Annotated in this window: 18 protein-coding genes and 3 rRNA genes; 17 read left to right on the top strand and 4 right to left on the bottom strand. The window is 66.8% G+C overall.

The window, feature by feature from the left end:
* Positions 1-7 precede the first annotated feature (7 nt).
* Positions 8-538, top strand: coding sequence for a YbhB/YbcL family Raf kinase inhibitor-like protein (locus ACFQ9V_RS02910; protein ID WP_382457674.1), 531 nt, complete (start codon positions 8-10; stop codon positions 536-538).
* Positions 539-545: 7 nt separating this feature from the next.
* Here ACFQ9V_RS02910 and ACFQ9V_RS02905 read toward each other — a convergent pair whose 3' ends face one another.
* Positions 546-1184 (bottom strand): LysE family translocator, encoded by a 639-nt coding sequence (locus tag ACFQ9V_RS02905; protein WP_382457673.1) that lies wholly within the window; start codon positions 1182-1184, stop codon positions 546-548.
* A 31-nt stretch (positions 1185-1215) separates the two neighbouring features.
* Between ACFQ9V_RS02905 and ACFQ9V_RS02900 the strand changes: the two genes are divergently transcribed.
* The 3 genes from ACFQ9V_RS02900 to ACFQ9V_RS02890 are packed head-to-tail and all read left to right on the top strand — an operon-like array spanning position 1216 to position 4870.
* The gene (locus tag ACFQ9V_RS02900) at positions 1216-2787 is read left to right on the top strand and encodes an MmgE/PrpD family protein (RefSeq protein WP_382457672.1); all 1572 of its coding nucleotides are present in this window, start codon (positions 1216-1218) and stop codon (positions 2785-2787) included.
* Positions 2787-3686, top strand: a complete 900-nt coding sequence (gene prpB, locus ACFQ9V_RS02895; RefSeq protein ID WP_382457671.1) for a methylisocitrate lyase — start codon at positions 2787-2789, stop codon at positions 3684-3686. The genes ACFQ9V_RS02900 and prpB overlap by 1 nt, the downstream gene beginning before the upstream one ends.
* Before the next feature lie 59 nt (positions 3687-3745).
* Positions 3746-4870, top strand: coding sequence for a bifunctional 2-methylcitrate synthase/citrate synthase (locus ACFQ9V_RS02890; protein WP_382457670.1), 1125 nt, complete (start codon positions 3746-3748; stop codon positions 4868-4870).
* A gap of 109 nt (positions 4871-4979) precedes the next feature.
* Here ACFQ9V_RS02890 and ACFQ9V_RS02885 read toward each other — a convergent pair whose 3' ends face one another.
* Complete coding sequence (locus ACFQ9V_RS02885; RefSeq protein ID WP_382457669.1) at positions 4980-6185, bottom strand: acetyl-CoA C-acetyltransferase; 1206 nt, start codon at positions 6183-6185, stop codon at positions 4980-4982.
* Positions 6186-6315: 130 nt separating this feature from the next.
* Between ACFQ9V_RS02885 and ACFQ9V_RS02880 the strand changes: the two genes are divergently transcribed.
* Positions 6316-7068 (top strand): RadC family protein, encoded by a 753-nt coding sequence (locus tag ACFQ9V_RS02880; RefSeq protein WP_382457668.1) that lies wholly within the window; start codon positions 6316-6318, stop codon positions 7066-7068.
* Here the strand turns inward: ACFQ9V_RS02880 and aspS are convergent.
* A complete protein-coding gene (aspS, locus tag ACFQ9V_RS02875) occupies positions 6992-8320 on the bottom strand; it encodes an aspartate--tRNA(Asn) ligase (RefSeq protein ID WP_382457667.1) in 1329 nt (442 codons plus the stop codon). The genes ACFQ9V_RS02880 and aspS overlap by 77 nt on opposite strands.
* A gap of 106 nt (positions 8321-8426) precedes the next feature.
* On the opposite strand from aspS, the gene ACFQ9V_RS02870 reads away from it, so the two are divergent.
* The 10 genes from ACFQ9V_RS02870 (at position 8427) to ACFQ9V_RS02825 (ending at position 22448) form a co-directional block, all read left to right on the top strand.
* A complete protein-coding gene (locus tag ACFQ9V_RS02870) occupies positions 8427-9134 on the top strand; it encodes a histidine phosphatase family protein (RefSeq protein WP_382457666.1) in 708 nt (235 codons plus the stop codon).
* A complete protein-coding gene (locus tag ACFQ9V_RS02865; protein ID WP_382457665.1) occupies positions 9131-9751 on the top strand; it encodes a TlpA family protein disulfide reductase in 621 nt (206 codons plus the stop codon). The genes ACFQ9V_RS02870 and ACFQ9V_RS02865 overlap by 4 nt, the downstream gene beginning before the upstream one ends.
* A 2-nt stretch (positions 9752-9753) precedes the next feature.
* The gene (locus tag ACFQ9V_RS02860) at positions 9754-10491 is read left to right on the top strand and encodes a cytochrome c biogenesis CcdA family protein (RefSeq protein ID WP_382457664.1); all 738 of its coding nucleotides are present in this window, start codon (positions 9754-9756) and stop codon (positions 10489-10491) included.
* Complete coding sequence (locus ACFQ9V_RS02855; RefSeq protein WP_382457663.1) at positions 10475-12100, top strand: cytochrome c biogenesis protein ResB; 1626 nt, start codon at positions 10475-10477, stop codon at positions 12098-12100. Before ACFQ9V_RS02860 ends, ACFQ9V_RS02855 begins: the two co-directional genes overlap by 17 nt.
* Positions 12101-12110: 10 nt before the next feature.
* A complete protein-coding gene (gene ccsB, locus ACFQ9V_RS02850; RefSeq protein WP_382457662.1) occupies positions 12111-13193 on the top strand; it encodes a c-type cytochrome biogenesis protein CcsB in 1083 nt (360 codons plus the stop codon).
* A gap of 668 nt (positions 13194-13861) precedes the next feature.
* A 16S ribosomal RNA gene (locus tag ACFQ9V_RS02845) occupies positions 13862-15385 on the top strand.
* 429 nt (positions 15386-15814) lie between these two features.
* Positions 15815-18928, top strand: a 23S ribosomal RNA gene (locus ACFQ9V_RS02840).
* Between the two features lie 132 nt (positions 18929-19060).
* Positions 19061-19177: ribosomal RNA gene (rrf, locus tag ACFQ9V_RS02835) — 5S ribosomal RNA — on the top strand.
* Together the 16S, 23S and 5S rRNA genes form the textbook arrangement of a ribosomal RNA operon.
* Positions 19178-19309: 132 nt before the next feature.
* Positions 19310-21454, top strand: coding sequence for a hypothetical protein (locus ACFQ9V_RS02830; RefSeq protein ID WP_382457661.1), 2145 nt, complete (start codon positions 19310-19312; stop codon positions 21452-21454).
* Positions 21429-22448 carry an HAD-IIA family hydrolase gene (locus ACFQ9V_RS02825; protein ID WP_382457660.1) on the top strand — a complete coding sequence of 340 codons (1020 nt, stop codon included), beginning with the start codon at positions 21429-21431 and terminating at the stop codon, positions 22446-22448. The genes ACFQ9V_RS02830 and ACFQ9V_RS02825 overlap by 26 nt, the downstream gene beginning before the upstream one ends.
* 14 nt (positions 22449-22462) lie before the next feature.
* Here ACFQ9V_RS02825 and ACFQ9V_RS02820 read toward each other — a convergent pair whose 3' ends face one another.
* Complete coding sequence (locus tag ACFQ9V_RS02820; RefSeq protein ID WP_382457659.1) at positions 22463-23455, bottom strand: o-succinylbenzoate synthase; 993 nt, start codon at positions 23453-23455, stop codon at positions 22463-22465.
* 57 nt (positions 23456-23512) lie between these two features.
* On the opposite strand from ACFQ9V_RS02820, the gene ACFQ9V_RS02815 reads away from it, so the two are divergent.
* On the top strand, positions 23513-24424 hold the full coding sequence (locus ACFQ9V_RS02815) for a 1,4-dihydroxy-2-naphthoyl-CoA synthase (RefSeq protein WP_382457658.1): 912 nt from the start codon (positions 23513-23515) through the stop codon (positions 24422-24424).
* A gap of 76 nt (positions 24425-24500) precedes the next feature.
* Positions 24501-25673, top strand: a complete 1173-nt coding sequence (locus tag ACFQ9V_RS02810; protein ID WP_382457657.1) for an AMP-binding protein — start codon at positions 24501-24503, stop codon at positions 25671-25673.
* The last annotated feature ends 4 nt before the right edge of the window (positions 25674-25677 follow it).

Below are 25677 nucleotides of genomic sequence, written 5' to 3'. Positions count from 1 at the left end.
GAGCGCTATGTCGAAAGATCCGCTGGAGCGCTTCGGCGCCGTTCCTCAGTTCACGGTCACGAGCGACGACGTCGCCGACGACCGCCCGCTCGGCCGCGCTCAGTGGGGCGCGGGCGGAGGCGGTGGCGACGTGTCGCCGCAGCTCTCCTGGAGCGGGTTCCCCGCCGGTACGAAGAGCTTCGCCGTCACCATCCACGACCCGGACGCCCCGACCGGCTCCGGCTTCTGGCACTGGGCCGTCTACAACATCCCGGCGTCGGTGACCTCGCTGCCGTCCGGTGCGGGGGCGGAGGGTGGCGCGAGCCTCCCGCAGGGCGCCGCCATGCTCTCCAACGAGCTGCGCTCGAAGAGCTTCACCGGTGCTGGCCCGCCTCCCGGAACCGGCACGCACCACTATCACGTGGTCGTGCACGCCCTCGACGTCGACCGCCTCGACCTCGACCCGGAGTCGACGCCGGCCGTGCTGGGCTTCAACGCGCACTTCCACTCGCTGGGCCGCGCCGTGGTCACCCCGGTCGCGACCGCAGGGGACATCTGACCGCTGCTCAGTGCTTGTTCCCGGTCAGCGCGAGGATGCCGCCGAGCCCGATCATCAGCACTCCGCCGGTCGCGCCGAGCCGTTCGACCCGCTTCGGTGACCGCCCGAACCACGCCCGGGCGGTCCCCGCGGCGAGCGCCCACACGCTGTCGAACGTCAGCGCCAGCAGCAGGAACACCAGCCCGAGCTCGAACAGCTGCGCCGGGATTCCGCCCGCCTGGTAGTCGACGAACTGCGGCAGCACCGCCACGAAGAAGACCAGCGACTTCGGGTTGGTGACCCCGACCAGCATCCCCTCGCCGATGATCCGCCAGCGCGACCGCCGCGGCGGCGTCGCCTCGTGGGTCACCGCGGTGTGCCTGCGGTGCCGGATGGCCTGCACCCCGAGGTACATCAGGTAGGCCGCTCCCGCGAACTTCACGATCGTGAACGCGACCATCGACTGCGCGACGAGCGCCCCGATCCCGAGCGAGACCGCGACGACGAGCGGCAGCATCCCGAGCGCGTTGCCGAGCACGCTCAGGAGGCCGCCCAGCCTGCCGAGGGCCAGCGACCGGCCGATGACGAACAGCACGCTCGGCCCGGGGATCACGATGAGCGCGATCGACGCGAGCGCGAAGGCGAGCAGGGAGGGCGGCGGGACCATAGCAGGAGCGTAGGCGAGGTAGGTTCGTTACGTGAAGCTCCACAACGTTCGTGTGCACAGAAGCGACGAGAACCTCGCCCGTCAGGATCAGCTCGCCTGGAAGATCGCGGAGGTCGCCGCCGACCCGGTGGAGGTCGACTCCGAGGTCGCCGATATGGTGATCAACCGCGTCATCGACAACGCCGCCGTCGCCGCGGCCTCCCTCACCCGCCGGCCCGTCGTGTCGGCCCGCTCGCAGGCGCTGGCCCACCCGCTGCCCGCCGCGCAGCTGGAGGAGCTGGCCGCCTCCACCGAGCACCCGCAGGACGGCGCGACCGTGTTCGGCGAGCCGCAGCGGACCCGCGTCAGCCCGGAGTGGGCCGCCTGGGCGAACGGCGTCGCCGTGCGCGAGCTCGACTACCACGACACCTTCCTTGCCGCGGAGTATTCGCATCCCGGCGACAACATCCCGCCGATCACCGCCGTCGCCCAGCACGCCGCCCGCGCCTACGGGCTGACCGGCCGCGACCTGGTGCGCGGCATCGCGACCGGCTACGAGATCCAGATCGACCTCGCGAAGGCGATCAGCCTGCACGCCCACAAGATCGACCACGTGGCCCACCTCGGCCCGAGCGCCGCGGCCGGCATCGGGACGCTGCTGCACCTGCCGCCGGAGACGATCTTCCAGGCCATCGGCCAGGCCCTCCACACCACCACCGCCACCCGCCAGTCGCGCAAGGGCGAGATCTCGAGCTGGAAGGCGCACGCGCCCGCGTTCGCCGGAAAGATGGCCGTCGAGGCGATCGACCGGGCGCTGCGCGGCGAGACCAGCCCGACCCCGATCTACGAGGGCGAGGACGGCGTGATCGCCTGGCTGCTGGACGGCCCGAGCGCGTCCTACGACGTGCCGCTGCCGGAGGCCGGCGAGGGCAAGCGCGCGATCCTCGACTCGTACACCAAGGAGCACTCCGCCGAGTATCAGGCGCAGGCGTGGATCGACCTCGCCCGCAAGCTCCACAAGGAGCACCCGGAGGCCGCCGACCCCGAGCGAGTGGAGAGCATCGTCATCCACACCTCGCACCACACGCACTACGTGATCGGCTCCGGCGCGAACGACCCGCAGAAGTACGACCCCGCCGCGTCCCGCGAGACGCTGGACCACAGCATCCCGTACATCTTCACCGTCGCGCTGCAGGACGGCGGCTGGCACCACGTGGAGTCCTACCTCCCGACCCGTGCCGCCCGCCCCGACACCGTCGCGCTGTGGGGCAAGGTCACCACCACCGAGGACCCGGAGTGGACCCGCCGCTACCACTCGATCGACCCGGCCGAGAAGGCGTTCGGCGGCCGCGTCGTCATCACGCTCGCCGACGGCCGCGTGATCGAGGACCAGATCGCCGTCGCCGACGCCCACCCGCTCGGCGCCCGGCCGTTCGCCCGCGCCGACTACGTCGCCAAGTTCCGCTCGCTCGCGGCGGAGGTGCTGGAGGAGGCCGAGATCGAGCGCTTCCTCGCCCTCGCCGAGCGCCTGCCCGAGCTGTCCGCCGCCGAGCTCGGCGGCCTCACCATCACCGCGCGCCCCGGCCTGCTGGCCGGCTTTCCCGCGCCGAGAGGACTGTTCTGATGCTGTACTCCTCCCTTCCCGCGCACGAGAAGCGCGCGGCGTTCCGGGCGCGGCTGGCGTCCGGCGAGCTCGTCAGGATGCCTGGCGCTTTCAACCCGCTGAGCGCGCGCCTCATCGAGCGCAAGGGCTTCGAGGGCGTCTACATCTCCGGCGCCGTGCTGTCCGCCGACCTCGGCCTCCCGGACATCGGGCTCACCACCCTCACTGAGGTGGCCGGCCGCGCGGCCCAGATCGCGCGGATGACCGACCTCCCGACCCTGGTCGACGCCGACACCGGCTTCGGCGAGCCGATGAACGTCGCACGCACCGTGCAGACGCTGGAGGACGCCGGAGTCGCCGGTCTCCACATCGAGGACCAGGTGAACCCGAAGCGCTGCGGCCACCTCGACGGCAAGCAGGTCGTGGACGAGGACACCGCGCTCAAGCGCATCCGCGCCGCCGCCGACGCCCGCCGCGACCCGAACCTGCTGATCATGGCGCGCACCGACATCCGCGCCGTCGATGGGCTGGAGGCCGCGATCGACCGCGCCAAAGCTCTGGTCGACGCGGGCGCCGACGCGATCTTCCCGGAGGCGATGGCCGACCTGTCCGAGTTCGCGGCGGTGCGTGCCGCCGTGGACGTGCCGATCCTGGCCAACATGACCGAGTTCGGCAAGAGCGACCTCTTCACCGTCGACCAGCTCCGCGACATCGGCGTCAACATCGTCATCTGGCCGGTCTCCCTGCTCCGCCTGGCGATGGGGGCCGCCGAGCGCGGCCTCGACCAGCTCCTGGCGGAGGGCACCCTGGAGCCGCTGCTCGGATCGATGCAGCATCGCGCCGAGCTGTACGACCTGATTGACTACGAGGGCTACAACGCGTTCGACACCTCGGTGTACAACTTCGAGGTGCGCCGCTGAGCACTGCTCACACCCGCGTCCAGCACGAGTCACGACCACAGCAGCGAAGGAGCAGCACAATGACCGACCCCGAGATCCACAAGGGCCTGGCCGGCGTCGTCGTGGACACGACGACCATCTCGTCCGTGAACCCGCAGACCAACTCGCTGCTGTACCGCGGCTACCCCGTGCAGGAGCTGGCCGCGAACTGCTCCTTCGAGGAGGTCGCCTGGCTCCTGTGGAACGGCGAGCTGCCGACGCCGGAGGAGCTGGCCGGGTTCGTGAAGCTGGAGCGCAGCCTCCGCAGCATGGACGACCGCACCCGCCGCGTGCTCGACGACATCCCCGTGTCGGCGCACCCGATGGACGCCCTGCGCACTGCCGTCAGCCAGCTCGGCGGCATGGACCCGACGCTGGAGCAGCCGGACGGCATCCTCGACCCGGAGCTCAACCACAGCCGCGCCGTCTACCTCTTCGCTCAGCTCCCGACGATCGTCGCGTACATCCAGCGCCGCCGTCGCGGGCTCGACCCGGTGGAGACGCGCGATGACCTCGACTACGCCGAGAACTTCCTCTGGCTGACCTTCGGCGAAGTGCCGGACGACGTCGTCGTGAACGCGTTCCGCGTCTCGCTGGTGCTCTACGCGGAGCACTCCTTCAACGCCTCGACGTTCACCGCGCGCGTCATCGCGTCCACTCTGTCCGACGTCTACTCGGCCGTCACCGGCGCCATCGGTGCGCTCAAGGGCCCGCTGCACGGCGGCGCGAACGAGGCCGTCATGCACACCTTCGACGAGATCGGCAGCGCTGACAAGGCCGAAGCCTGGCTGGATGACGCCCTCGCCGAGAAGCGCAAGATCATGGGCTTCGGCCACCGCGTCTACAAGAACGGCGACTCGCGCGTCCCGACCATGCGGGCCTCCCTGGAGACGCTGGTCGAGCACTACGACCGCCAGGACATGCTCGACCTCTACGACGCGCTCGAGAAGGCGATGGGCGACCGCAAGAACATCAAGCCGAACCTCGACTACCCGTCCGGCCCGGCCTACAACCTGATGGGCTTCGACACCGAGACCTTCACCCCGCTGTTCGCCGCAGCCCGCGTCACCGGCTGGACCGCGCACATCTTCGAGCAGTACGCCGCCAACTCCCTCATCCGCCCCCTCTCCCTCTACACCGGCCCCACCGAACGCCACCTCCCGTAGCCCGGCCTCCGGCCACCCGCAAACAACGGAGGAGACCCGCCCCATCCCGGGCCGGATCTCCTCCGTTGACTGCTTATTCGGGGTCAGCCCACCCCGATCTCCTCCGTTGTCAACGCCACAGCAGCAGCGCATCCCCCTGCCCGCCGCCACCGCACAGCGCCACAGCCGCCCGCCCGGACCCCCGCCTGGCCAGCTCATGCGCCGCATGCCCGGCCAGCCGAGCCCCCGACGCCCCGATGGGATGCCCCAGCGCGATCGCCCCGCCGTGGATGTTGACCTTCTCCGCATCGAGGTCCAGGTCGGCCGTCGACTGCAGCGCCACCGCAGCGAACGCCTCGTTGATCTCCACCAGGTCCAGCTCGTCCACGCTCCACCCGGCCCGCTTCAGTGCGGCATTGATGGCGTTCGACGGCTGCGAGTGCAGCGAGTTGTCCGGCCCCGCGACCTGCCCGCTGGCCCCGACGACGGCGAGCCACTCCAGACCGAGCCGCTCGGCGTTCTCCCGTGACGTGAGGATGAGCGCCGCCGCGCCGTCGCTCAGCGGCGACGAGTTGCCCGCGGTGAGCGTCCCGCCCTCCGCGAAGCTCGGCCGCAGCTTGGCCAGCACCTCCACCGTCGAGTCCGGCCGCACGCCCTCATCCACCGCGACCACGATCGGGTCGCCCTTGCGCTGCGGGATGCTGACCGGCGCGATCTCCTCCGCGAAGACCCCGGAGGCCGCCGCAGCGCCCGCGCGCTGGTGGGACGACGCCGCGAACGCGTCCTGCGCCTCCCGCGTGAGGCCGAGTTTCTCCGTGTAGCTCTCGGTCGAGGCGCCCATCGAGATCTTGTCGAATGCGTCGGTCAGCCCGTCGTAGGCGGCCGTGTCCAGCGCTTCGAGCGAGCCGTAGGTCCAGCCCTTCCGCGAGCCGGGCAGGATGTGCGGGGCGTTCGTCATGGACTCCTGGCCGCCCGCTGCGACCACGGTCGCCTCGCCGGCGCGGATGAGCCGTGCGGCGTCGATCACGGCGGCAAGCCCGGACAGGCACACCTTGTTGATGGTCGTCGCGGGGACGTCCCAGCCGATCCCGGCGGCGATGGCCGTCTGCCTGGCCGGATTCTGACCTGCGCCGGCCTGGAGCACCTGCCCGAAGATCACGGTGTCGATGTCGGACGCCTGGAGCCCGGACTCCTCGATCGCCTTCCGCAGCGCGACGGTGCCGAGCTGCACGGCGGTCTGGCTCGCGAGCACGCCGGTCACCTTGCCGAGCGGCGTGCGCGCGGCGGACAGGATGACGACATCGTTCGGGCGGGGTTCGGGGATGCTGCTGGTCATTGCGGGGCGACTCCTTCGTCGGCTGATTCTCTCCACCCATTGTCATCCACAGGTGGAGGCCGCTGGCCAGTTCTCCACAGATTGAGACGATCGGCCACGAACGGCCCCGTCCGGTTCCTAGCGTGGACGCATGTCCGAGTCGGAAGAAGCAGAGGAGTCCCTTGCCCATGTACCGAATCACGACCGTCCACGGGAGCGGATGCGCCGGCTCGGCGTCGGCTCGCTCACCGACGACGAAGTCCTCGCCCTCGTCCTCGGCTCCGGTCAGGTGGGGCGGAGTGTCCTGTCCCTGGCGCGCGCCATCCTGGCCCGCTGCGGCGGGTTCCCCGGGCTCGCGACGATGGACTTCGCCCGGCTGGAGACCCTGCCGGGCGTCGGCCCAGCGACTGCAGGCCGGCTCGTCGCCATCATCGAGATCTGGCGCAGAGCCGGGCGATCATCCGCATGGACGCGGCTGGTCGACCACGACGCCATCGCGGAGGTGGTCCGACCCGAGCTGCTGCACCGCGACAGCGAGCGGTTCGTCGTGGTCGTCGCCGATCGCGCGGCCCGGCCTCTGGAGCTCGTGCTCGTTCGCGACGGCGGCGTCGACGAGCGGTCCATCCAGCCGGCCGATATCCTCCAGGCCGTGCTCACCCGCGGCGGGCGGTCGTTCGCCGTCGCGCACAATCATCCGGCGGGATCGCTCGACCCGTCCGTGGCCGACACCGTCCTCACCCGCAGGCTCGATCAGGCGGCGGCCACCATCGGGCTCCGCTTCCTCGGCCACATCCTGGTGGCCGGCGAGCAGTGGACTGCGCTCTCGCCTACGGGGTCAGTCGCGTCGGTCCGCGGAAGAGATAGGTCGTCTCGCGCAGGTTGGCGAGATGCAGCATCAGCATGAGCACGCGCGCCAGCCCCATCCCGAATCCGCCGTGCGGCGGGATGCCGTAGCGGAAGGTCGCGAGCACGTCCTCCAGCTCCTCCACCGAGAGACCCTTGTCGACGGCCTGCTCCTCGAGGATCTCGACGCGGTGCTCGCGCTGGGCGCCTGTCGAGATCTCGACGCCGTTGAAGATCAGGTCGTAGCTCTTGGTGATCGACGGGTCCTCGGCGTGACGCATGTGGTAGTACGGCCGGATGCTCGACGCGTAGTCCGTCAGGAACACGAACTCGTGCCCGTGGGTCTCCTTCACGTACGCCGAGATGCGACGCTCGCCCTCGGGGTCCATGTCGTCGTCTGCGCGCGGCACCTCGTAGCCCTGCTCGGCGACGATGCGCTTGGCCTCGGCCAGCGGGATGCGCGGGAACGGAGTCGTCGGAACGGTGACCTCGACGCCGAACAGCGCCTCGATCTCCGCGCCGTGCTTCTCCTTGACCGCCGTGAAACCGGTGACCAGGAGGTCCTCGTGCACCTTCATGACGTCCTCGTGGCTGTCGATCCAGCTCAGCTCGGTGTCGACGCTCGTGAACTCGGTCGCGTGCCGGCTGGTGAAGCTGGGGTCGGCACGGAACGCCGGGCCGATCTCGAACACGCGTCCGAAGCCGGCGGCCTGCGCCATCTGCTTGAAGATCTGGGGGCTCTGGGCGAGGTACGCGGTCGTCTCGAAATAGGGCACCTCGAAGAGCTCCGCACGCGACTCGGACGCCGACGCCATGAGCTTCGGGGTGTGGATCTCGATGAAGCCGTTGTCCACCCAGTACTGCCGCATCGCGTGCTCGAGCGTGGTCTGCACGCGGAAGATCAGGTTGTGCTTCGGCTCGCGGAGGTCGAGGAAGCGCCAGTCCATGCGCTTGTCGATGCCGCTGTCCGCGGCGATCGGCGTCTCGGGGATGGCGGCCGTCTCGACTTCGAGGGTGTTCAGCTTGATCTCGATGCCGCCGAGCTTGACCCGCTCGTCGTGCTTGAGCTCGCCGGTGGCACGCACGAACGACCCCTGCGACAGACCGGAGATGGTCGTCGCGGGCTCGTCGGCGACCACGGCGCCGTCTTCGTCGACGGTGCGCGGATTGACGAGCTGAACAGCGCCCGACTCGTCGCGCAGCACGACGAACTGCACCTTCTTCTGGTCGCGGACGGTCTCGACCCATCCGGCGACGCTCACGGGGCCGTCGGGCAGAGCGGCGAGGTCTTTGATCAAAGCGCGTGCGGTCACGAGCGACAAGCCTACCGCTCGCCATTACCGCCCGAGAGGGGAGGCCGGGTGGCCAGCGCTCCCACGCTCAGTGAATTCAAGGCAAGCCGCTCCGTAGACTGGTGCGGTGGTAGCAAGCCAGGTACATCTCGTCCGTCACGGAGAGGTGTTCAATCCCGACGGCATCCTGTACGGCAGGCTGCCGGGCTTCGGGCTGTCCAAGCTCGGCCATCGGATGGCCCAGGCCGCCGCCGACGACCTGGCCGCCCGCTCCCGGCCGGTGTCCCTGCTGCGCATGTCGCCGCTGCAGCGCACCCGCGAGTCGATGGCGCCGATCGCGGCGGCCTTCGGCCTGGAGCCCGAGGTGGACGAGCGGATCATCGAGCCCACCAACCACTTCGAGGGCACCAACATGCGCCGTGCCCTGAAGAACCCGGCCAACTGGCCCTTCATCGTCTACCCGCCGCGGCCGAGCTGGGGCGAGGCGTACACCCGCATCGAGAAGCGGATGCAGGAGGCCGTCGACGACGCGTTCGACTCCGTCGAGTCCGGCGATGTCGTCCTCGTCAGCCACCAGCTCCCGATCTGGGTCATGCACCTCTCGGCAGCGGGGGAGCGGTTCCCGCACGACCCGCGCAAGCGGCGCTGCGCGCTCTCCAGCATCACCACCTTCGAGCGGACCACCGAACCGGCCCCTGCACCCCAGCCGCGTCCCGGCGAGGCACAGGTCCCGGCCGACCCGGACGCCCCGCCCGTCATCCGGGTGGTGGAGGTCGGCTACGTCGAGCCCGCCGGCAGCCTGATCGGCGCAGCGACCGATGTGGGGGCCGTGTGACCTCCGTCCGACTCTCCGCTCGACGCCGCCTGGCGCTCCTCCTTCCCGCGGCCGCCGCGGCCACGGCGCTCCTGCTCTCCGGGTGCACGTCCAACGACGCCCTCGCCAACCAGTACCGCTCCGGCAACGGCCAGAACTACATCGCAGGCGACGGCAGCGTGAGCGAGTACGCGGCAGCGAACCGCGGCGCCCCCGTCGCCTTCTCCGGCACGCTCGCCGACGGCACCGCGGTGTCCTCGAAGGACTACGCCGGCAAGGTCCTCGTCGTGAACTTCTGGTACGCGGGCTGCCCGCCCTGCCGGGTGGAGGCTCCCGACCTCGAGTCGCTGTCGCAGAAGTACGCGTCGCAGGGCGTCAGCTTCCTTGGCGTCAACCTCTACGACTCCGCGAGCACCGCGGCCAGCTTCGAACAGGACAAGGGCGTGACCTACCCCTCCGTCCTCGACCGCGACACCGGGTCCGTCCTGCTCGCCTTCAGCAAGACCGTCCCGCCCAAGGCCACACCGACCACGATCGTGATCGACAAGCAGGGCCGTGTGGCCGCCCGTATCCTCGGCGCCATCCCGGACAAGAGCATCCTCGACTCGCTCATCTCCGACGCCGTGGCCGGGAAGTGACCGTGAACGTCGGTCAGATCGTCTTCAGCGGCCAGCTCCTGCTCGCACTCCCCATCGCGCTCCTCGCGGGACTGGTCTCGTTCGCCTCCCCGTGCGTGCTCCCGCTCGTGCCCGGCTATCTCGCCTACGTCGGCGGGATGAGCCACCCGGGCGGCAAGCGCGATCGCAGCCGGGTCCTGACCGGGGTCGCCCTGTTCGTCCTCGGCTTCGCCGTCGTCTTCATCGCCTACGGAGCCGCGTTCGGCGCGCTCGGCCTGTGGCTGGTCCGCTGGCAGGAGGTGGTCATCCGGGTGCTCGGCGTGCTCGTCATCCTGATGGGCCTGGTCTTCATCGGCCAGTTCTCCTTCCTGCAGCGCACGATCAAGCCGACCTGGCGTCCGGCGACCGGTCTGATCGGGGCGCCGCTGCTCGGCGTCGTGTTCGGGCTGGGCTGGACGCCGTGCATCGGCCCGACGCTCGCGGCGATCAGCGCGCTGAGCGTCGGCAGCGGGTCCCCGTGGCGCGGAGCCCTGCTCGGACTCTTCTACTGCATCGGCCTCGGCATCCCGTTCCTGCTGGTCGCCCTCGGCTTCGACTGGGTCGCCGGCTCGGTGGCCTTCCTCAAGCGGCACATCCGGGTCATCAACATCATCGGCGGCGCGTTGCTCGTCGTCATCGGCGTGATGATGGCCACCGGTCTCTGGACCGCCTTGATGTCGCAGTTCCTGGGGGTGATCTCCGGCTTTGTCCCGGCCATCTGACCACATCGACGTCGCGCCTCCGCGCGAGGACCCGAACGTCGTCCAGCCCAAGCTCGGCCCGCTCGGCTGGCTTCGCTGGGCCTGGCGCCAGCTCACGAGCATGCGCACGGCGCTTTTCCTGCTGCTCCTGCTCGCGATCGCGGCCGTCCCCGGCTCGCTGTTCCCGCAGCGCGGCGCCGACCCGAACGGCGTCACCAAGTACTTCAGCGACAACCCGCAGCTCGCGCCGGTGCTCGACAAGTTCCAGCTCTTCGACGTCTACACGTCGTTCTGGTTCTCGGCCATCTACCTGCTGCTGTTCGCCTCGCTGATCGGCTGCATCATCCCGCGCACGGCGCACCACTTCCGCGCCCTCCGTGCCAGGCCGCCGCGCACGCCCGTCCGGCTCACCCGGATGTCGGCCTTCCAGGCGCGCATCCTCCCTGCCGAGCTCCGCGCGGACGGCCCCAACCCGATCGAAGCGGCGCGCCAGGTGCTCCGCCGTTCGCGCTACCGGGTCTCCCTCTACCAGGACGCCCGATCGACCTCGGTCTCCGCCGAGCGCGGCTATCTGCGCGAGACCGGCAACCTCGTCTTCCACATCGCCCTGCTCGGCGTGCTGGTCGCCGTCGGCATCGGCGGAGGCTTCGGCTACACCGGCCAGAAGGTCGTCGTGGTCGGCCAGAGCTTCGTCAACAGCCTGCCGTCCTACAACTCGTTCAACCCGGGGAGATTCTTCTCCGACGGGTCGCTCGAGCCGTTCTCCATCCGGGTCAACAGCCTGGATGTCGCGTACGAGACCAAGAACCCGAACGCTAAAGGCACCCCGCTCGACTACACCGCGAAGGTGACCACGACGGGTCCGGGCGACACCTCGAGCGACTCGACGATCAAGGTCAACGAGCCGCTGGCGATCGGCGGCACGAACGTCTACCTGCTCGGCAACGGCTATGCGCCGACGATCACCGTCCGGGATCCGAAGGGCAAGGTGGTGTTCAGCGACTCGGTGCCGTTCATCGCCGAGGACGCGCAGCTCACCTCGCTCGGCTGGGTGAAGGTGCCGGACGGCCTCCGTGAGCAGGTCGGCATGATCGGCTTCTTCTACCCGACGGTCGGCAAGAGCGCGACGGCGGCCGGCGCCCTGACGTCGACGTTCCCCGGGCTGAACGATCCCGTCCTCAGCCTCAACGTCTACGCCGGCGACCTCGGCGTCGACAGCGGCGTCCCGCAATCGGTCTACAGCCTGAACACCGACAAGATGTCCCAGCTCGCCGGCCCCGGCACGAAGACGAAGGCCCTGCAATTGAAGCCGGGGCAGACCGTGGAGCTCCCGAGCGGGCTCGGCACGATCTCGATGGGCGACGTCAAGCGCTACGCGTCACTCGACGTCCACCACGACCCCGCCCAGGGCTGGGTCCTGCTCTTCGCGATCCTCATCCTGGGCGGCCTGCTGACGTCGCTCTTCGTGCCGCGGCGGCGCATCTGGGTCAAGGCCGTCGAGAACCCCGACGGCTCGCTGACCCTGGAGTACGCTGGCCTCGCCCGTGGTGAGGACCCCAACCTCCTTGCGGCTGTGACCGCCGTCGCCGACGAGCACACCGCACTCCTCACCCGAACCCCGACGAATTAGGCTTGCACTCGTGACCGAAACCCTGTCCCAGTTGTCCACGGTCTTCATCTATGTGGCGATGGGGTTCTACGCGGCCGCGTTCATCGCGTTCGCGCTCGACCTCGCCCGCAGAGGAGCCAGAGCCACGGCCGAGGAGGCCGCGGTCGTCCCGAGCGCCGTCGCCCGGCGGGCGGAGGTCGCCCTACCGGTGGGAGCGACGGCCGCGCGGATGTCCGCGTCCGGCGGCGGGGCAGAAGCGCCTCCCGCGACGCCGCCGTCGTCCGCGCTCGGCCGGCTGTCATCCCGGATCAGCACACGACTCGAGGACGACGTGATGAACGGCGCCGCCTCGTCGGCGTCGATCAAGTGGGCGTTCGGTCTCACCATCGTGGGCTGGGGCTTCCACCTGATCGCCGCAGTGCTCCGCGGCATCGCGGCCGACCGCGTGCCGTGGGCCAACATGTGGGAGTTCTCGATGACCGGCACGCTGGTCATCGTCGGCGTCTTCCTGGTCGCGAACCTCAAGTGGGACATCAAGTACCTCGGCACGTTCATCATCGGCCTGGTCCTGGTGCTGCAGGGGATCGCCCTGTTGCGGTACTACGTCCCGGTGGTCCCGCTGCAGCCGGCGCTGCAGTCGTACTGGCTCGTCATCCACATCATCGTCGCCGTGCTGGGCACGGCGTTCTTCGCGCTCGGTTTCGCGCTGTCGGGGCTCCAGCTCCTGCAGTACCGGCGCGAACGCCAAGTCGAGGAGTCGCGGCCCCAGCAGTTCAAGTTCCTCGCCACCCTTCCGAGCGCGGCCGCTCTCGAGAACCTGGCGTACCGGATCAACATCGTCGGCTTCATCGCCTGGACCTTCACGCTGATCGCCGGAGCCATCTGGGCCGAGAAGGCGTGGGGTCGTTACTGGGGCTGGGACACCAAGGAAGTCTGGACGTTCATCATCTGGGTGATCTACGCCGGCTACATCCACGCGCGGGCGACGCGCGGCTGGCGCGGATCGCGTTCGGCGTGGCTCGCGATCATCGGCTTCGCTGCGGTGCTCTTCAACTTCGGCGTCGTCAACGTGTTCTTCCACGGACTGCACGCGTATTCGGGACTCGGTTCCTGAGCCGATCCGGTCCCTCCCGCATGACGCGGTCGCCCTCGAGGCGGCCGCGTTTTCGCGTTCCTGGGGGCGACTTCCGCGGAATCACGCGGATCCGGCCCTGCGACACGCCCGGGATGTACCCGGAATTTGCGACGTCCCGGAGGCCTGCGTAAAGTACTTACTTGTCACCCCAAAGGTGCGGGAGAGCGGAAGAGCTCCCCGGCCTCAAGCGGGACCGAATCCTTAGCCTAGCGGCAAATCTCAACTTGAAAGAGTTGCTTTGTTGCGCTTAGGATTAACACCCCACTCACTGAGCAGGTCTGACCGGTTCGGTTCGTGCAAATCGGATGTATCCCACGATGGATGAACGAGAGCGCGAAACGGCCAACTTGACAAACTGACTGAGAGTGGTAAGGTAGAGAAGTTGCCTCACAGAGAAACCCGAGAGGGTTGAAGGTGAGAGCGTCCGATCCTTGAGAACTCAACAGCGTGCACAATGTCAAATGCCAAAAACCTCGGCATTGACCCGAAGACCTCGGTCTGAAAGTCGATGCATGAGATTCCTTTGGATTAGAAACAGAATGTCAGTAGATATTCGAAACTAGTCAAGACAAACTCGCAGGAGACGAGATATTTCCTCTCCGATCCTGCACTATGTTTCCAGTCGCTTGCGACTTGGAGCAAAACATTTTACGGAGAGTTTGATCCTGGCTCAGGACGAACGCTGGCGGCGTGCTTAACACATGCAAGTCGAACGATGAACCTGGAGCTTGCTCTAGGGGATTAGTGGCGAACGGGTGAGTAACACGTGAGTAACCTGCCCTTGACTCTGGGATAACCTCCGGAAACGGAAGCTAATACCGGATATGACGCACGGAGGCATCTCCTGTGCGTGGAAAGAACTTCGGTCAAGGATGGACTCGCGGCCTATCAGGTAGTTGGTGAGGTAACGGCCCACCAAGCCTACGACGGGTAGCCGGCCTGAGAGGGTGACCGGCCACACTGGGACTGAGACACGGCCCAGACTCCTACGGGAGGCAGCAGTGGGGAATATTGCACAATGGGCGCAAGCCTGATGCAGCAACGCCGCGTGAGGGACGACGGCCTTCGGGTTGTAAACCTCTTTTAGTAGGGAAGAAGCGAAAGTGACGGTACCTGCAGAAAAAGCACCGGCTAACTACGTGCCAGCAGCCGCGGTAATACGTAGGGTGCGAGCGTTGTCCGGAATTATTGGGCGTAAAGAGCTCGTAGGCGGTCTGTCGCGTCTGCTGTGAAATCCCGAGGCTCAACCTCGGGCCTGCAGTGGGTACGGGCAGACTAGAGTGCGGTAGGGGAGAATGGAATTCCTGGTGTAGCGGTGGAATGCGCAGATATCAGGAGGAACACCGATGGCGAAGGCAGTTCTCTGGGCCGTAACTGACGCTGAGGAGCGAAAGCGTGGGGAGCGAACAGGATTAGATACCCTGGTAGTCCACGCCGTAAACGTTGGGCGCTAGATGTGGGGACCATTCCACGGTTTCCGTGTCGCAGCTAACGCATTAAGCGCCCCGCCTGGGGAGTACGGCCGCAAGGCTAAAACTCAAAGGAATTGACGGGGGCCCGCACAAGCGGCGGAGCATGCGGATTAATTCGATGCAACGCGAAGAACCTTACCAAGGCTTGACATATACGAGAACGGGCTAGAAATAGTCAACTCTTTGGACACTCGTAAACAGGTGGTGCATGGTTGTCGTCAGCTCGTGTCGTGAGATGTTGGGTTAAGTCCCGCAACGAGCGCAACCCTCGTTCTATGTTGCCAGCGCGTAATGGCGGGAACTCATAGGAGACTGCCGGGGTCAACTCGGAGGAAGGTGGGGATGACGTCAAATCATCATGCCCCTTATGTCTTGGGCTTCACGCATGCTACAATGGCCGGTACAAAGGGCTGCAATACCGTAAGGTGGAGCGAATCCCAAAAAGCCGGTCTCAGTTCGGATTGAGGTCTGCAACTCGACCTCATGAAGTCGGAGTCGCTAGTAATCGCAGATCAGCAACGCTGCGGTGAATACGTTCCCGGGCCTTGTACACACCGCCCGTCAAGTCATGAAAGTCGGTAACACCCGAAGCCAGTGGCCCAACCCTTGTGGAGGGAGCTGTCGAAGGTGGGATCGGTGATTAGGACTAAGTCGTAACAAGGTAGCCGTACCGGAAGGTGCGGCTGGATCACCTCCTTTCTAAGGAGCATCTGGCACCCTCGGGTGTCCAGGCGCCGGATCTGAGCGAACGTCTCAGCCGGTTAGCTCATGGGTGGAACATTGACATTGGTGCGGAGCCGAACGGCTCGAACTCAGTACATCTCTTGTAGATAGGAAAGGTTCGGACCTGGAAGCCCCGTACATGCACGCTGTTGGGTCCTGAGGGACCGGACCTCATCCGATCGGATGAGAACCGAATCCTCTGGACCTTTTCTGGTCGGCCATAACTAGGCCGGCGGAGAAGGTACCGCCCGTACTTTGAGAACTACACAGTGGACGCGAGCATCTTAGATTCGAACCTTCGGGTTCGGATCACAAAAGATGATCTGATTTATTAGATCATTGGTCAATCTGCGTCAAATTCTGCTTCGGCAGATGAGACGTCGATCGATTCTAAAACTCATGTGATTTCAAATTTCTAAGAGCAAACGGTGGATGCCTTGGCATCTGGAGCCGAAGAAGGACGTAGTAATCTGCGATAAGCCTCGGGGAGCTGATAAACGAGCTTTGATCCGAGGATCTCCGAATGGGGAAACCCCGCTGGGCCCGCAAGGTGACCCAGTGACTCCCGCCTGAATATATAGGGCGGGTAGAGGGAACGTGGGGAAGTGAAACATCTCAGTACCCACAGGAAGAGAAAGCAAAAGCGATTCCGTTAGTAGTGGCGAGCGAAACCGGAAGAGGCTAAACCGATCATGTGTGATAGCCGGCAGGCGTTGCATGGTCGGGGTTGCGGGACTTTTCAGCAGCTTCTGCCGAACTGCAAGCGTTACAAAGGATCATAGGCGAACGGCATTGAAAGGCCGGTCATAGAGGGTGCCAACCCCGTAGCCGAAATGGTCCAATGGCGCGAAGAGTATCCCAAGTAGCACGGGGCCCGAGAAATCCCGTGTGAATCTGTCAGGACCACCTGATAAGCCTAAATACTCCCAGATGACCGATAGCGGACAAGTACCGTGAGGGAAAGGTGAAAAGTACCCCGGGAGGGGAGTGAAATAGTACCTGAAACCGTTTGCTTACAAACCGTTGGAGCCTCCTTGTAGGGGTGACAGCGTGCCTTTTGAAGAATGAGCCTGCGAGTTAGCGATATGTGGCGAGGTTAACCCGTGAGGGGTAGCCGTAGCGAAAGCGAGTCTGAATAGGGCGATTCAGTCGCATGTCCTAGACCCGAAGCGAAGTGATCTATCCATGGCCAGGTTGAAGCGACGGTAAGACGTCGTGGAGGACCGAACCCACTTAGGTTGAAAACTGAGGGGATGAGCTGTGGATAGGGGTGAAAGGCCAATCAAACTTCGTGATAGCTGGTTCTCTCCGAAATGCATTTAGGTGCAGCGTTGCGTGTTTCTTGCCGGAGGTAGAGCTACTGGATGGCCGATGGGCCCCAAAAGGTTACTGACGTCAGCCAAACTCCGAATGCCGGTAAGTGAGAGCGCAGCAGTGAGACGGTGGGGGATAAGCTTCATCGTCGAGAGGGAAACAACCCAGACCACCAACTAAGGTCCCTAAGCGCGTGCTAAGTGGGAAAGGATGTGGAGTTGCACAGACAACCAGGAGGTTGGCTTAGAAGCAGCCACCCTTGAAAGAGTGCGTAATAGCTCACTGGTCAAGTGATTCCGCGCCGACAATGTAACGGGGCTCAAGCACGCCACCGAAGTTGTGGCATTGACATTATTGGTAGGCCTTCGTGGTCCAGCCGTGTTGATGGGTAGGAGAGCGTCGTGTGGCGAGTGAAGCGGCGGTGTAAACCAGCCGTGGACGCCACACGAGTGAGAATGCAGGCATGAGTAGCGAAAGACGGGTGAGAAACCCGTCCTCCGAAAGACCAAGGGTTCCAGGGCCAGGCTAATCCGCCCTGGGTAAGTCGGGACCTAAGGCGAGGCCGACAGGCGTAGTCGATGGACAACGGGTTGATATTCCCGTACCGGCGAAGAACCGCCCAAGCTAATCCAGTGGTGCTAAGAGTCCTAATCCTGGACACTGATCCCTTCGGGGTGACGGTCCGGGCCTAACGCTCGACCCCATGCTGGTGCGGCTAGCGTATTAACAGGTGTGACGCAGGAAGGTAGCCCAGCCGGGCGATGGTTGTCCCGGTGTAAGTGTGTAAGCCGAGAGATAGGCAAATCCGTCTCTCACATAGGCCCAGGCACGATGCGTAGTCTTTATTGACGAAATGGGTGATCCTATGCTGCCGAGAAAAGCATCGACGCGAGGTTCAAGCCGCCCGTACCCCAAACCGACTCAGGTGGTCAGGTAGAGAATACTAAGGAGATCGAGAGAATCGTGGTTAAGGAACTCGGCAAAATGCCCCCGTAACTTCGGGAGAAGGGGGGCCTGAGGCGTGAACGGACTTGCTCCGGGAGCGTTTGAAGGCCGCAGAGACCAGTGGGAAGCGACTGTTTACTAAAAACACAGGTCCGTGCCAAGTCGCAAGACGATGTATACGGACTGACGCCTGCCCGGTGCTGGAAGGTTAAGAGGAAGGGTTAGCTTCGGCGAAGCTCAGAATTTAAGCCCCAGTAAACGGCGGTGGTAACTATAACCATCCTAAGGTAGCGAAATTCCTTGTCGGGTAAGTTCCGACCTGCACGAATGGCGTAACGACTTCCCAGCTGTCTCAACCGCGAACTCGGCGAAATTGCACTACGAGTAAAGATGCTCGTTACGCGCAGCAGGACGGAAAGACCCCGTGACCTTTACTACAGCTTGGTATTGGTGTTCGGAGTGGCTTGTGTAGGATAGGTGGGAGACTTTGAAGCGGACACGCCAGTGTTCGTGGAGTCAATGTTGAAATACCACTCTGGTCACTTTGGATATCTAACTTAGAACCGTAATCCGGTTCAGGGACAGTGCCTGGTGGGTAGTTTAACTGGGGCGGTTGCCTCCCAAAAAGTAACGGAGGCGCCCAAAGGTTCCCTCAACCTGGTTGGCAATCAGGTGTCGAGTGTAAGTGCACAAGGGAGCTTGACTGTGAGACTGACAAGTCGAGCAGGGACGAAAGTCGGGACTAGTGATCCGGCAGTGGCTTGTGGAAGCGCTGTCGCTCAACGGATAAAAGGTACCTCGGGGATAACAGGCTGATCTTGCCCAAGAGTCCATATCGACGGCATGGTTTGGCACCTCGATGTCGGCTCGTCGCATCCTGGGGCTGGAGTAGGTCCCAAGGGTTGGGCTGTTCGCCCATTAAAGCGGTACGCGAGCTGGGTTTAGAACGTCGTGAGACAGTTCGGTCCCTATCCGCTGCGCGCGTAGGAAATTTGAAAGGATCTGACCCTAGTACGAGAGGACCGGGTTGGACGAACCTCTGGTGTGTCAGTTGTTCCGCCAGGAGCACCGCTGATTAGCTACGTTCGGGATGGATAACCGCTGAAAGCATCTAAGCGGGAAGCCGGCCTTGAGATGAGATTTCCATGCCTTCGGGCGAGAGGCTCCCAGCTAGACTACTGGGTTGATAGGCCGGATGTGGAAGTGGGGACTAAAGACCCATGGAGCTGACCGGTACTAATAAGCCGATAATTTGATAATCACTACTCTCATACCGTTGTAAGGCGGGTATGAGGGGCTGAGATTGCCCGCGTCCACTATGTGGTTCTCGATGTACGGTCGAGAACTGATTCAAGCGAAGCTTGATCGTTCACTTTGATACATCAATAGTGTTTCGGCGGCCATAGCGAGAGGGAAACGCCCGGTTACATTCCGAACCCGGAAGCTAAGACTCTCTGCGCCGATGGTACTGCAGGGGGGACCCTGTGGGAGAGTAGGACACCGCCGGACTTCTTTGTGAGATGGCCACCCAGTGATGGGTGGCCATTTCGCGTTAACGGCACAATTTCGCTCGGGCGGTGCCCGGCGCGATCCACGCACATAGGCTGGGCGGAAACCCCCGGCACCCCGACAGGAGAAGTCGTGAGCGATACACCGGCAGACGACGACAGGACGTCCGCCTCGAGCGGCAGCGACCGCGGTCGAGGCTCGGATCGCCCACGCAACAGCGGCAGCCGGGACGGTGACCGCTCCGGCGGCGCCCCTCGGCGCGACTCCGGACAGGGCTACGGACGGTCCCGGGATGGCGACCGCACGGACCACAAGGGTGGCTCCGGCGGCGTCTCGCGCACCGGTGGACCGAGCCGGCCGCGAGACGGTCAGTGGAGTCGCGACGGTCAGCGCGGCGGAGCTCAGCGCAATGATGCGCAGGGCCGCGGAGCGCAGGGCCGCGACGGATACGGTCGCGGCGGGCAGAACCGTGATGGCCAGAGTCATGACAACCAGAATCGTGGCGGTCAGAACCGCGATGGGCGGCGCCGCGAGGGCCAGTGGAGTCGTGATGGTCAGCGTCGTGACGGCCAGGGCGGTGGCGGTCAGGGCGGTGGCGGTCAGAACCGTGATGGTCAGCGCCATAGCAATCAGGGCGGTGGCGGTCAGTGGAACCGTGACGGTCAGGGCCGCGATGGGCAGCGCCGTGACGGCCAAGGCGGTGGCGGTCAGAACCGTGATGGTCAGCGCCATAGCGGTCAGGGCGGTGGCGGTCAGTGGAACCGTGATGGCCAGGGCCGCGATGGGCAGCGTCGTGAGGGCCAATGGAACCGCGATGGTCAGCGTCGCGAGGGCCAGGGCGGTGGCGGTCAGTGGAATCGCGACGGCCAGGGCCGCGGTTCTCAGAGCGGTGGCGGTCAGGGCCGCGATGGGCAGCGTCGTGAGGGCCAGTGGAACCGGGACGGGCAGCGCCGCGACGGCGAGCAGGCTCGCGGTGGGCAGCGCGGTGGTTCCTGGGATGCGACACGTTCGCGTGACGGGGCCGGATCCCGTGGGTTCGCCGGCGGGCGCGACGGCGCCGGGTCCCGGGGCGGTCAGGGCTCGCACGGTGATCGGGCAGGTCGCCCGGGCGGCGCCGGGGGCTCGAAAGGCTATGGCCGCTCCGACGACAAGCTGTGGACGAGGGACGGTCGTCCCGCGCGCGGTGATCGCGACGCCCGCGAGCACGAGTACGAGCTCAGCGCCGAAGAGGAGCTGGCTCGGGAACTCCGGTCGGTACGCCCACGGCACGATGACCCCGACCTCCCCGCGGATGTCGAGGCTCGCGACCTGCCGAAGGAAGCGCGCGTCGAGCTCAAGACGCTCAGCAAGGACAACGCCGACTGGGTCGCGCAGCACCTGGTCATGGCCGGGCGACTGATCGACGAGGACCCTGAGCTCGCTCACCGTCACGCCCTGTCGGCCGCGCGCCGCGCCGGACGCATCGGTGTGGTGCGCGAGACGCTCGCCATCACCGCGTACGCGAGCGGTGACTTCGCGCTCGCGCTGCGCGAGCTCCGCACGTACCGGAGGATCACCGGCTCCAACGACCAGATCGCGTTGATGGTGGACAGCGAGCGCGGGGTCGGCCGACCCGACCGCGCGCTCGAGCTGGGACGGTCGATCGACCGCAGCACGCTGCCGTCCGAGGTCCAGGTCGCGCTGGCGATCGCCATGTCGGGCGCCCGGCTCGACCTGGGACAGGAGGAGGCCGCGCTGGCCGAGCTGGAGATCCCGCAGCTCGACCCGAACCGTGCGTTCACCTGGAGTCCGGACCTCTTCCACGCCTACGCCGAGGTGCTCGAAGCACTCGGCCGCGACGCCGACTCCGCGTCCTGGCGCGAGCGCGCCGAACGTGCGGAGCTCGCGCTCGAGGAGGCCCAGGCCGACGCCGAACTCGAAACGGTCCACGTGATCGAGGAGGAGTTCGAGCTGGCAGTGGTGATGGATGACCTCGAGTCGTTGGACGCGGACGAGGCGGACGGCGAGTTCAGCGTCGGCGTGGCATCCGAAGACGAGTACGCGGTCGGCGATGAAGCGGCAGACGAAGTCACTGCTGATGAAGCCGCTGTTAACGAGTCCGCTGCTGATGAGGCTGTCGCTGAAGACGCTGTCGCTGACGAAACCGCGGCCGATGAGTCTGTCGCTGATGAGGCTGTGACTCATGAGGCCGTAGCCGCCGCCGCAGCCGACGACGCCGTGACCGATGAGACCACGGAGGACGAGCGGCACGATGGCGCTGTTTCGACGGAGGAGTGACGCTGTGACGCCGTTGAACGGTGTCGACCTGGTGCTGGCCGACCTCGATGGGGTCGTCTACACAGGGCCTAACGCCATCCCGTATGCCGTCGACAGCTTGAACAGTGTGGCTGAAACCGTCAGGGTCGGTTACATCACCAACAACGCTTCGCGGACCGACGCCTCTGTCGCGGCGCACCTGCGCGAGCTGGGCCTCCATGTCGAACCGCGCGACGTGGTCACCTCGCCGCAGGCCGCCGTCCGGCTGCTGAGTCAGCATGTGCCGGCGGGATCCACGATCCTCGTCGTCGGTGGCGACGGCCTGGTGGACGAGGTCGAAAAGGGCGGGTTCTCCGTCACGCGCTCGGCCGACGACGACCCCGCCGCGGTCATCCAGGGCTTCTCTCCCGACATCGGCTGGGCGCAGCTCGCGGAGGCGTCGTTCGCCCTCCAGGGTCGCACCGACGCCGAGCGTCCGTGGATCGCGACGAACACGGACTGGACCATCCCGGTCGAGCGCGGCATCGCGCCGGGCAATGGGACGCTGGTCTCCGCAGTCCACACCGCTGCAGGCAGGCTCCCGCTCGTCGCGGGAAAGCCGGAGGTGGCGATCTTCGAGGAGGCCGTCGCACGGTTCCACGCGACGAAGCCGCTGTTCATCGGCGACCGGCTCGACACGGACATCCTCGGCGCGAACCGCGCGGGGATCGACTCCGTGCTCGTGCTCACCGGGATCGACCGCGCCAAGCAGCTGCTCGCGGCGGACGCCAACTCGCGGCCCACCTACATCCTGGGCGATCTGCGCGGGCTGGATGAGCCGTACCCGGAGGCGAAGACCGCGAAGAACGGTGCGGTCACGGTCGGGAAGTCGACGGTCGCCGTCGACGGCAACGATGTCCGTATCGTCAGCGAGGGCGACGATGAGCTCGACCTGCTCCGGGCGGCGTGCCGCGCGATCTGGGATTCGGGACGCGCGATCTACGGGCTCGAGGTGCCGGAGCGGCTGTACGGCTGACGCGCTCGCCGGTGTCAGAGCGCTGCCGCGTGCTCCACGATCCGGTAGCAGCGGCGCACGCGGTCGAGCCACCACTGCGTGCGGTCGTCCGGCGCGGCAAGGCGGTCGAGCTGCGCCGTCGACACCCGGGCGCGGCCGACGCGGATCGCACCGTCCACCGGGATGAGCGGCGACTCTGCGACGTCGTGCTCGAACAGCGCGACGGTGCCGAGGCCGCAGTCGAACGCGAGGTCGGGCACAGCGGCGGCGAGCTGCGCGCCCATCGCGATGCCGACCGAGGTGTCCAGCGCGCTGGAGACGACGACCGGGAGGCCGGCCTCCGCCACGATCCGCAGCGCCGAGTGGATGCCGCCGAGCGGCTGGGCCTTGATGACGAGCAGGTCCGCGGCTCCGGCGCGCGCGACTTCCAGCGGGTCGCTCGCCTTGCGCACGCTCTCGTCGGCGGCGATCGGGATGTCCATATAGCGCGTGCGCCGGCGGATCTCGGCCAGCTCCTCCACGGTCGCGCAGGGCTGCTCGACGTACTCGAGGTCGAACGGGGCGAGCGCGTGGATGGCGTGCTCGGCCTCGTCCACGTTCCACAGGGCGTTCGCGTCGACGCGCACGCGGCCCTCCGGACCGAGGTGCTCGCGGACCGCCCGGACGCGGGCCACGTCGTCGGCCAGGGTCTGGCCGGGTTCGGCGACCTTCACCTTGGCGGTGCGGGCACCCGGGTACCGGTCGAGGACGGCGGCCACGTCGGCCGCCGCGACGGCCGGGACGGTGGCGTTGACGGGGATCAGGTCGCGCAGAGCCGCGGGGGCGGTGCGCCAGCCGAAGTCGATCGCGGCATGCAGCCAGGCGGCGGACTCCTGGTCGTCGTACTCGACGAAGGGGGAGAACTCCGTCCAGCCCTCCGGGCCCTCGAAGAGGACGGCCTCCCGGACGGTGATGCCGCGGAATCGCGAGCGCATCGGGAGCGTGACGACGCGCGCTGTCCCTAACAGGTCGGTGAGTTCGGGCAGCATTCCACCAGTTTGGCACGCGACCCGATTTCGCATTGCGCTCGACCGTAGGCTTGTGGCATGTCTTCGGCAGTATCAGACCTCTTCGACCCCGCGGTGTGGACGGACGTCCCCGGATTCGGGGGGCTCACCGACATCACGTACCACCACGACGTGAGCGGGCGCATCGCGCGGATCGCGTTCGACCGGCCCGAGGTGCGCAACGCCTTCCGCCCGCACACGGTCGACGAACTGTACGCGGCGCTGGACGACGCCCGCACGAACCCGAAGATCGGGGTCGTGCTGCTGACGGGTAACGGGCCGAGCCCGAAGGACGGCGGCTGGGCGTTCTGCTCGGGAGGCGATCAGCGCATCCGCGGCCGGGACGGGTACAAGTACGCCGAGGGTGAGACGGCGTCCGGCATCGACGCTGCGCGCAGCGGTCGGCTGCACATCCTCGAGGTGCAGCGGCTGATCCGGTTCATGCCCAAGGTCGTCATCGCCGTTGTCCCGGGGTGGGCGGCGGGTGGCGGCCACTCGCTGCACGTGGTGTGCGACCTTTCCATCGCCAGCGAGGAGCACGGCAAGTTCAAGCAGACCGATGCCGACGTGGGGTCGTTCGACGCCGGCTACGGGAGCGCGTACTTCGCGCGGCAGGTCGGGCAGAAGTTCGGGCGCGAGGTGTTCTTCCTGGCCCGCGAGTACTCGGCGCAGCGCGCGTACGAGATGGGGGCGGTGAACGCGGTCGTTCCGCACGCCGAGCTCGAGGCGACGGCGGTCGAATGGGCGCAGGAGATCCTGACGAAGTCGCCCACGGCGATCCGGATGCTCAAGTTCGCCTTCAACGCGGTGGACGACGGGATGGTCGGGCAGCAGGTGTTCGCGGGGGAGGCGACGCGGCTGGCGTACGGGACCGACGAGGCTGTGGAGGGGCGCGACGCGTTCCTCGAGAAGCGGGAGCCGGACTGGTCGCCGTTCCCGTGGCAGTACTGAGCGGGTGCGGCGCGGGTGATCGGAGCGGGCGGATGGACGCAGTGGTGAGGGCGAGGTGACGCGACCGTATCGAGTCGTGGACGCTCGCCGGACGGGGGAGGTCTTCGCGGCGTTGAGGGAGGCGCTCTCGGAGGGCGGAGCGGCGGTGGTGCCGCGGAGCGTGGGCGCGGACGGCGCGTGGCCGAGCGACGCGGGAGGCGCGGACGGCGCGTGGCCCAGCGCGGCTGAGCGGGCTCCGCAGAACGTTGCGCTCGTCATCGAGACCTCCGGCTCCACCGGGGTGCCGAAGCGGGTCGCCCTCTCCGTCGACGCGCTGCTGGCCAGTGCGGCCGCCTCCGCCGGCGCGATGGGAGGTCAGGGGCAGTGGCTGCTCGCCCTTCCGGCGCACTACGTCGCAGGAGCGCAGGTGCTGGTCCGCTCCCTGGCAGCCGGGACGGAGCCCGTCGTCTACGGCGATGGCCACTTCGATCCGCTGCGGTTCGCGGGGCTGGCCGGCGAGCTGGCCGATGACCTCCGTTACACCTCGCTCGTCCCGGTGCAGCTCACGCGGCTCGTCGACGCGGCCGAGGGGGGCGCCCGCGAGGTCGGGTCCGCGTTGCGCAGGTTCGACGGCATCCTCGTCGGCGGGCAGGCGCTCGACCGCGGGCTGCGTGAGCGGGCCGAGGCACTGGGGGCGCGGCTCCTCGCGACCTACGGGTCGAGCGAGACGGCGGGCGGGTGCGTCTACGACGGGGTTCCGATCGGGCCGACTGTCGTTCGGGAGGTGGACGGCCTGCTCGAGATCAGTGGGCCGACGCTCGCGGAGGGCTACCTCGGCGATCCCGAGCGGACGGCGACGGCGTTCCACGAGGAGGACGGCGTCCGGTGGTATCGCACGGGTGACCTCGGGGAGGTGCGCGACGGTCGCGTGACCGTGCGCGGGCGGTCGGACAACGTCATCATCTCGGGCGGTGAGAAGGTGCTGCTGGACACGGTCGAGCGACTCGTCCGCTCCTGGGACGGGCTCGGGGACGCGGTCGTGGTCGCGGCTGGGGACGCGCGGTGGGGCCAGGTCCCGGTCGTCGTCACGACGGGCAGCGCCGAGCTCGCCGGACTCCGGAGCCTGGTCGCCGAGCAGCTCGGGCGAGCGGCGGCGCCCGCCCGGATCGTGACCGTCGGCGAGCTCCCGCACCTCAGCAGCGGCAAGCCGGACCGCGTCGCGGCCGCGCGGCTCGCGCGTGGCGACAACTCCGAACGGCCTGGGGCATAGCGGT

Source organism: Leifsonia sp. NPDC056665 (assembly GCF_042791795.1).
GTDB lineage: Bacteria > Actinomycetota > Actinomycetes > Actinomycetales > Microbacteriaceae > Leifsonia.
Note: the sequence above shows the minus strand (reverse complement) of the source record. Positions and strands in the feature narration are given on the sequence as shown.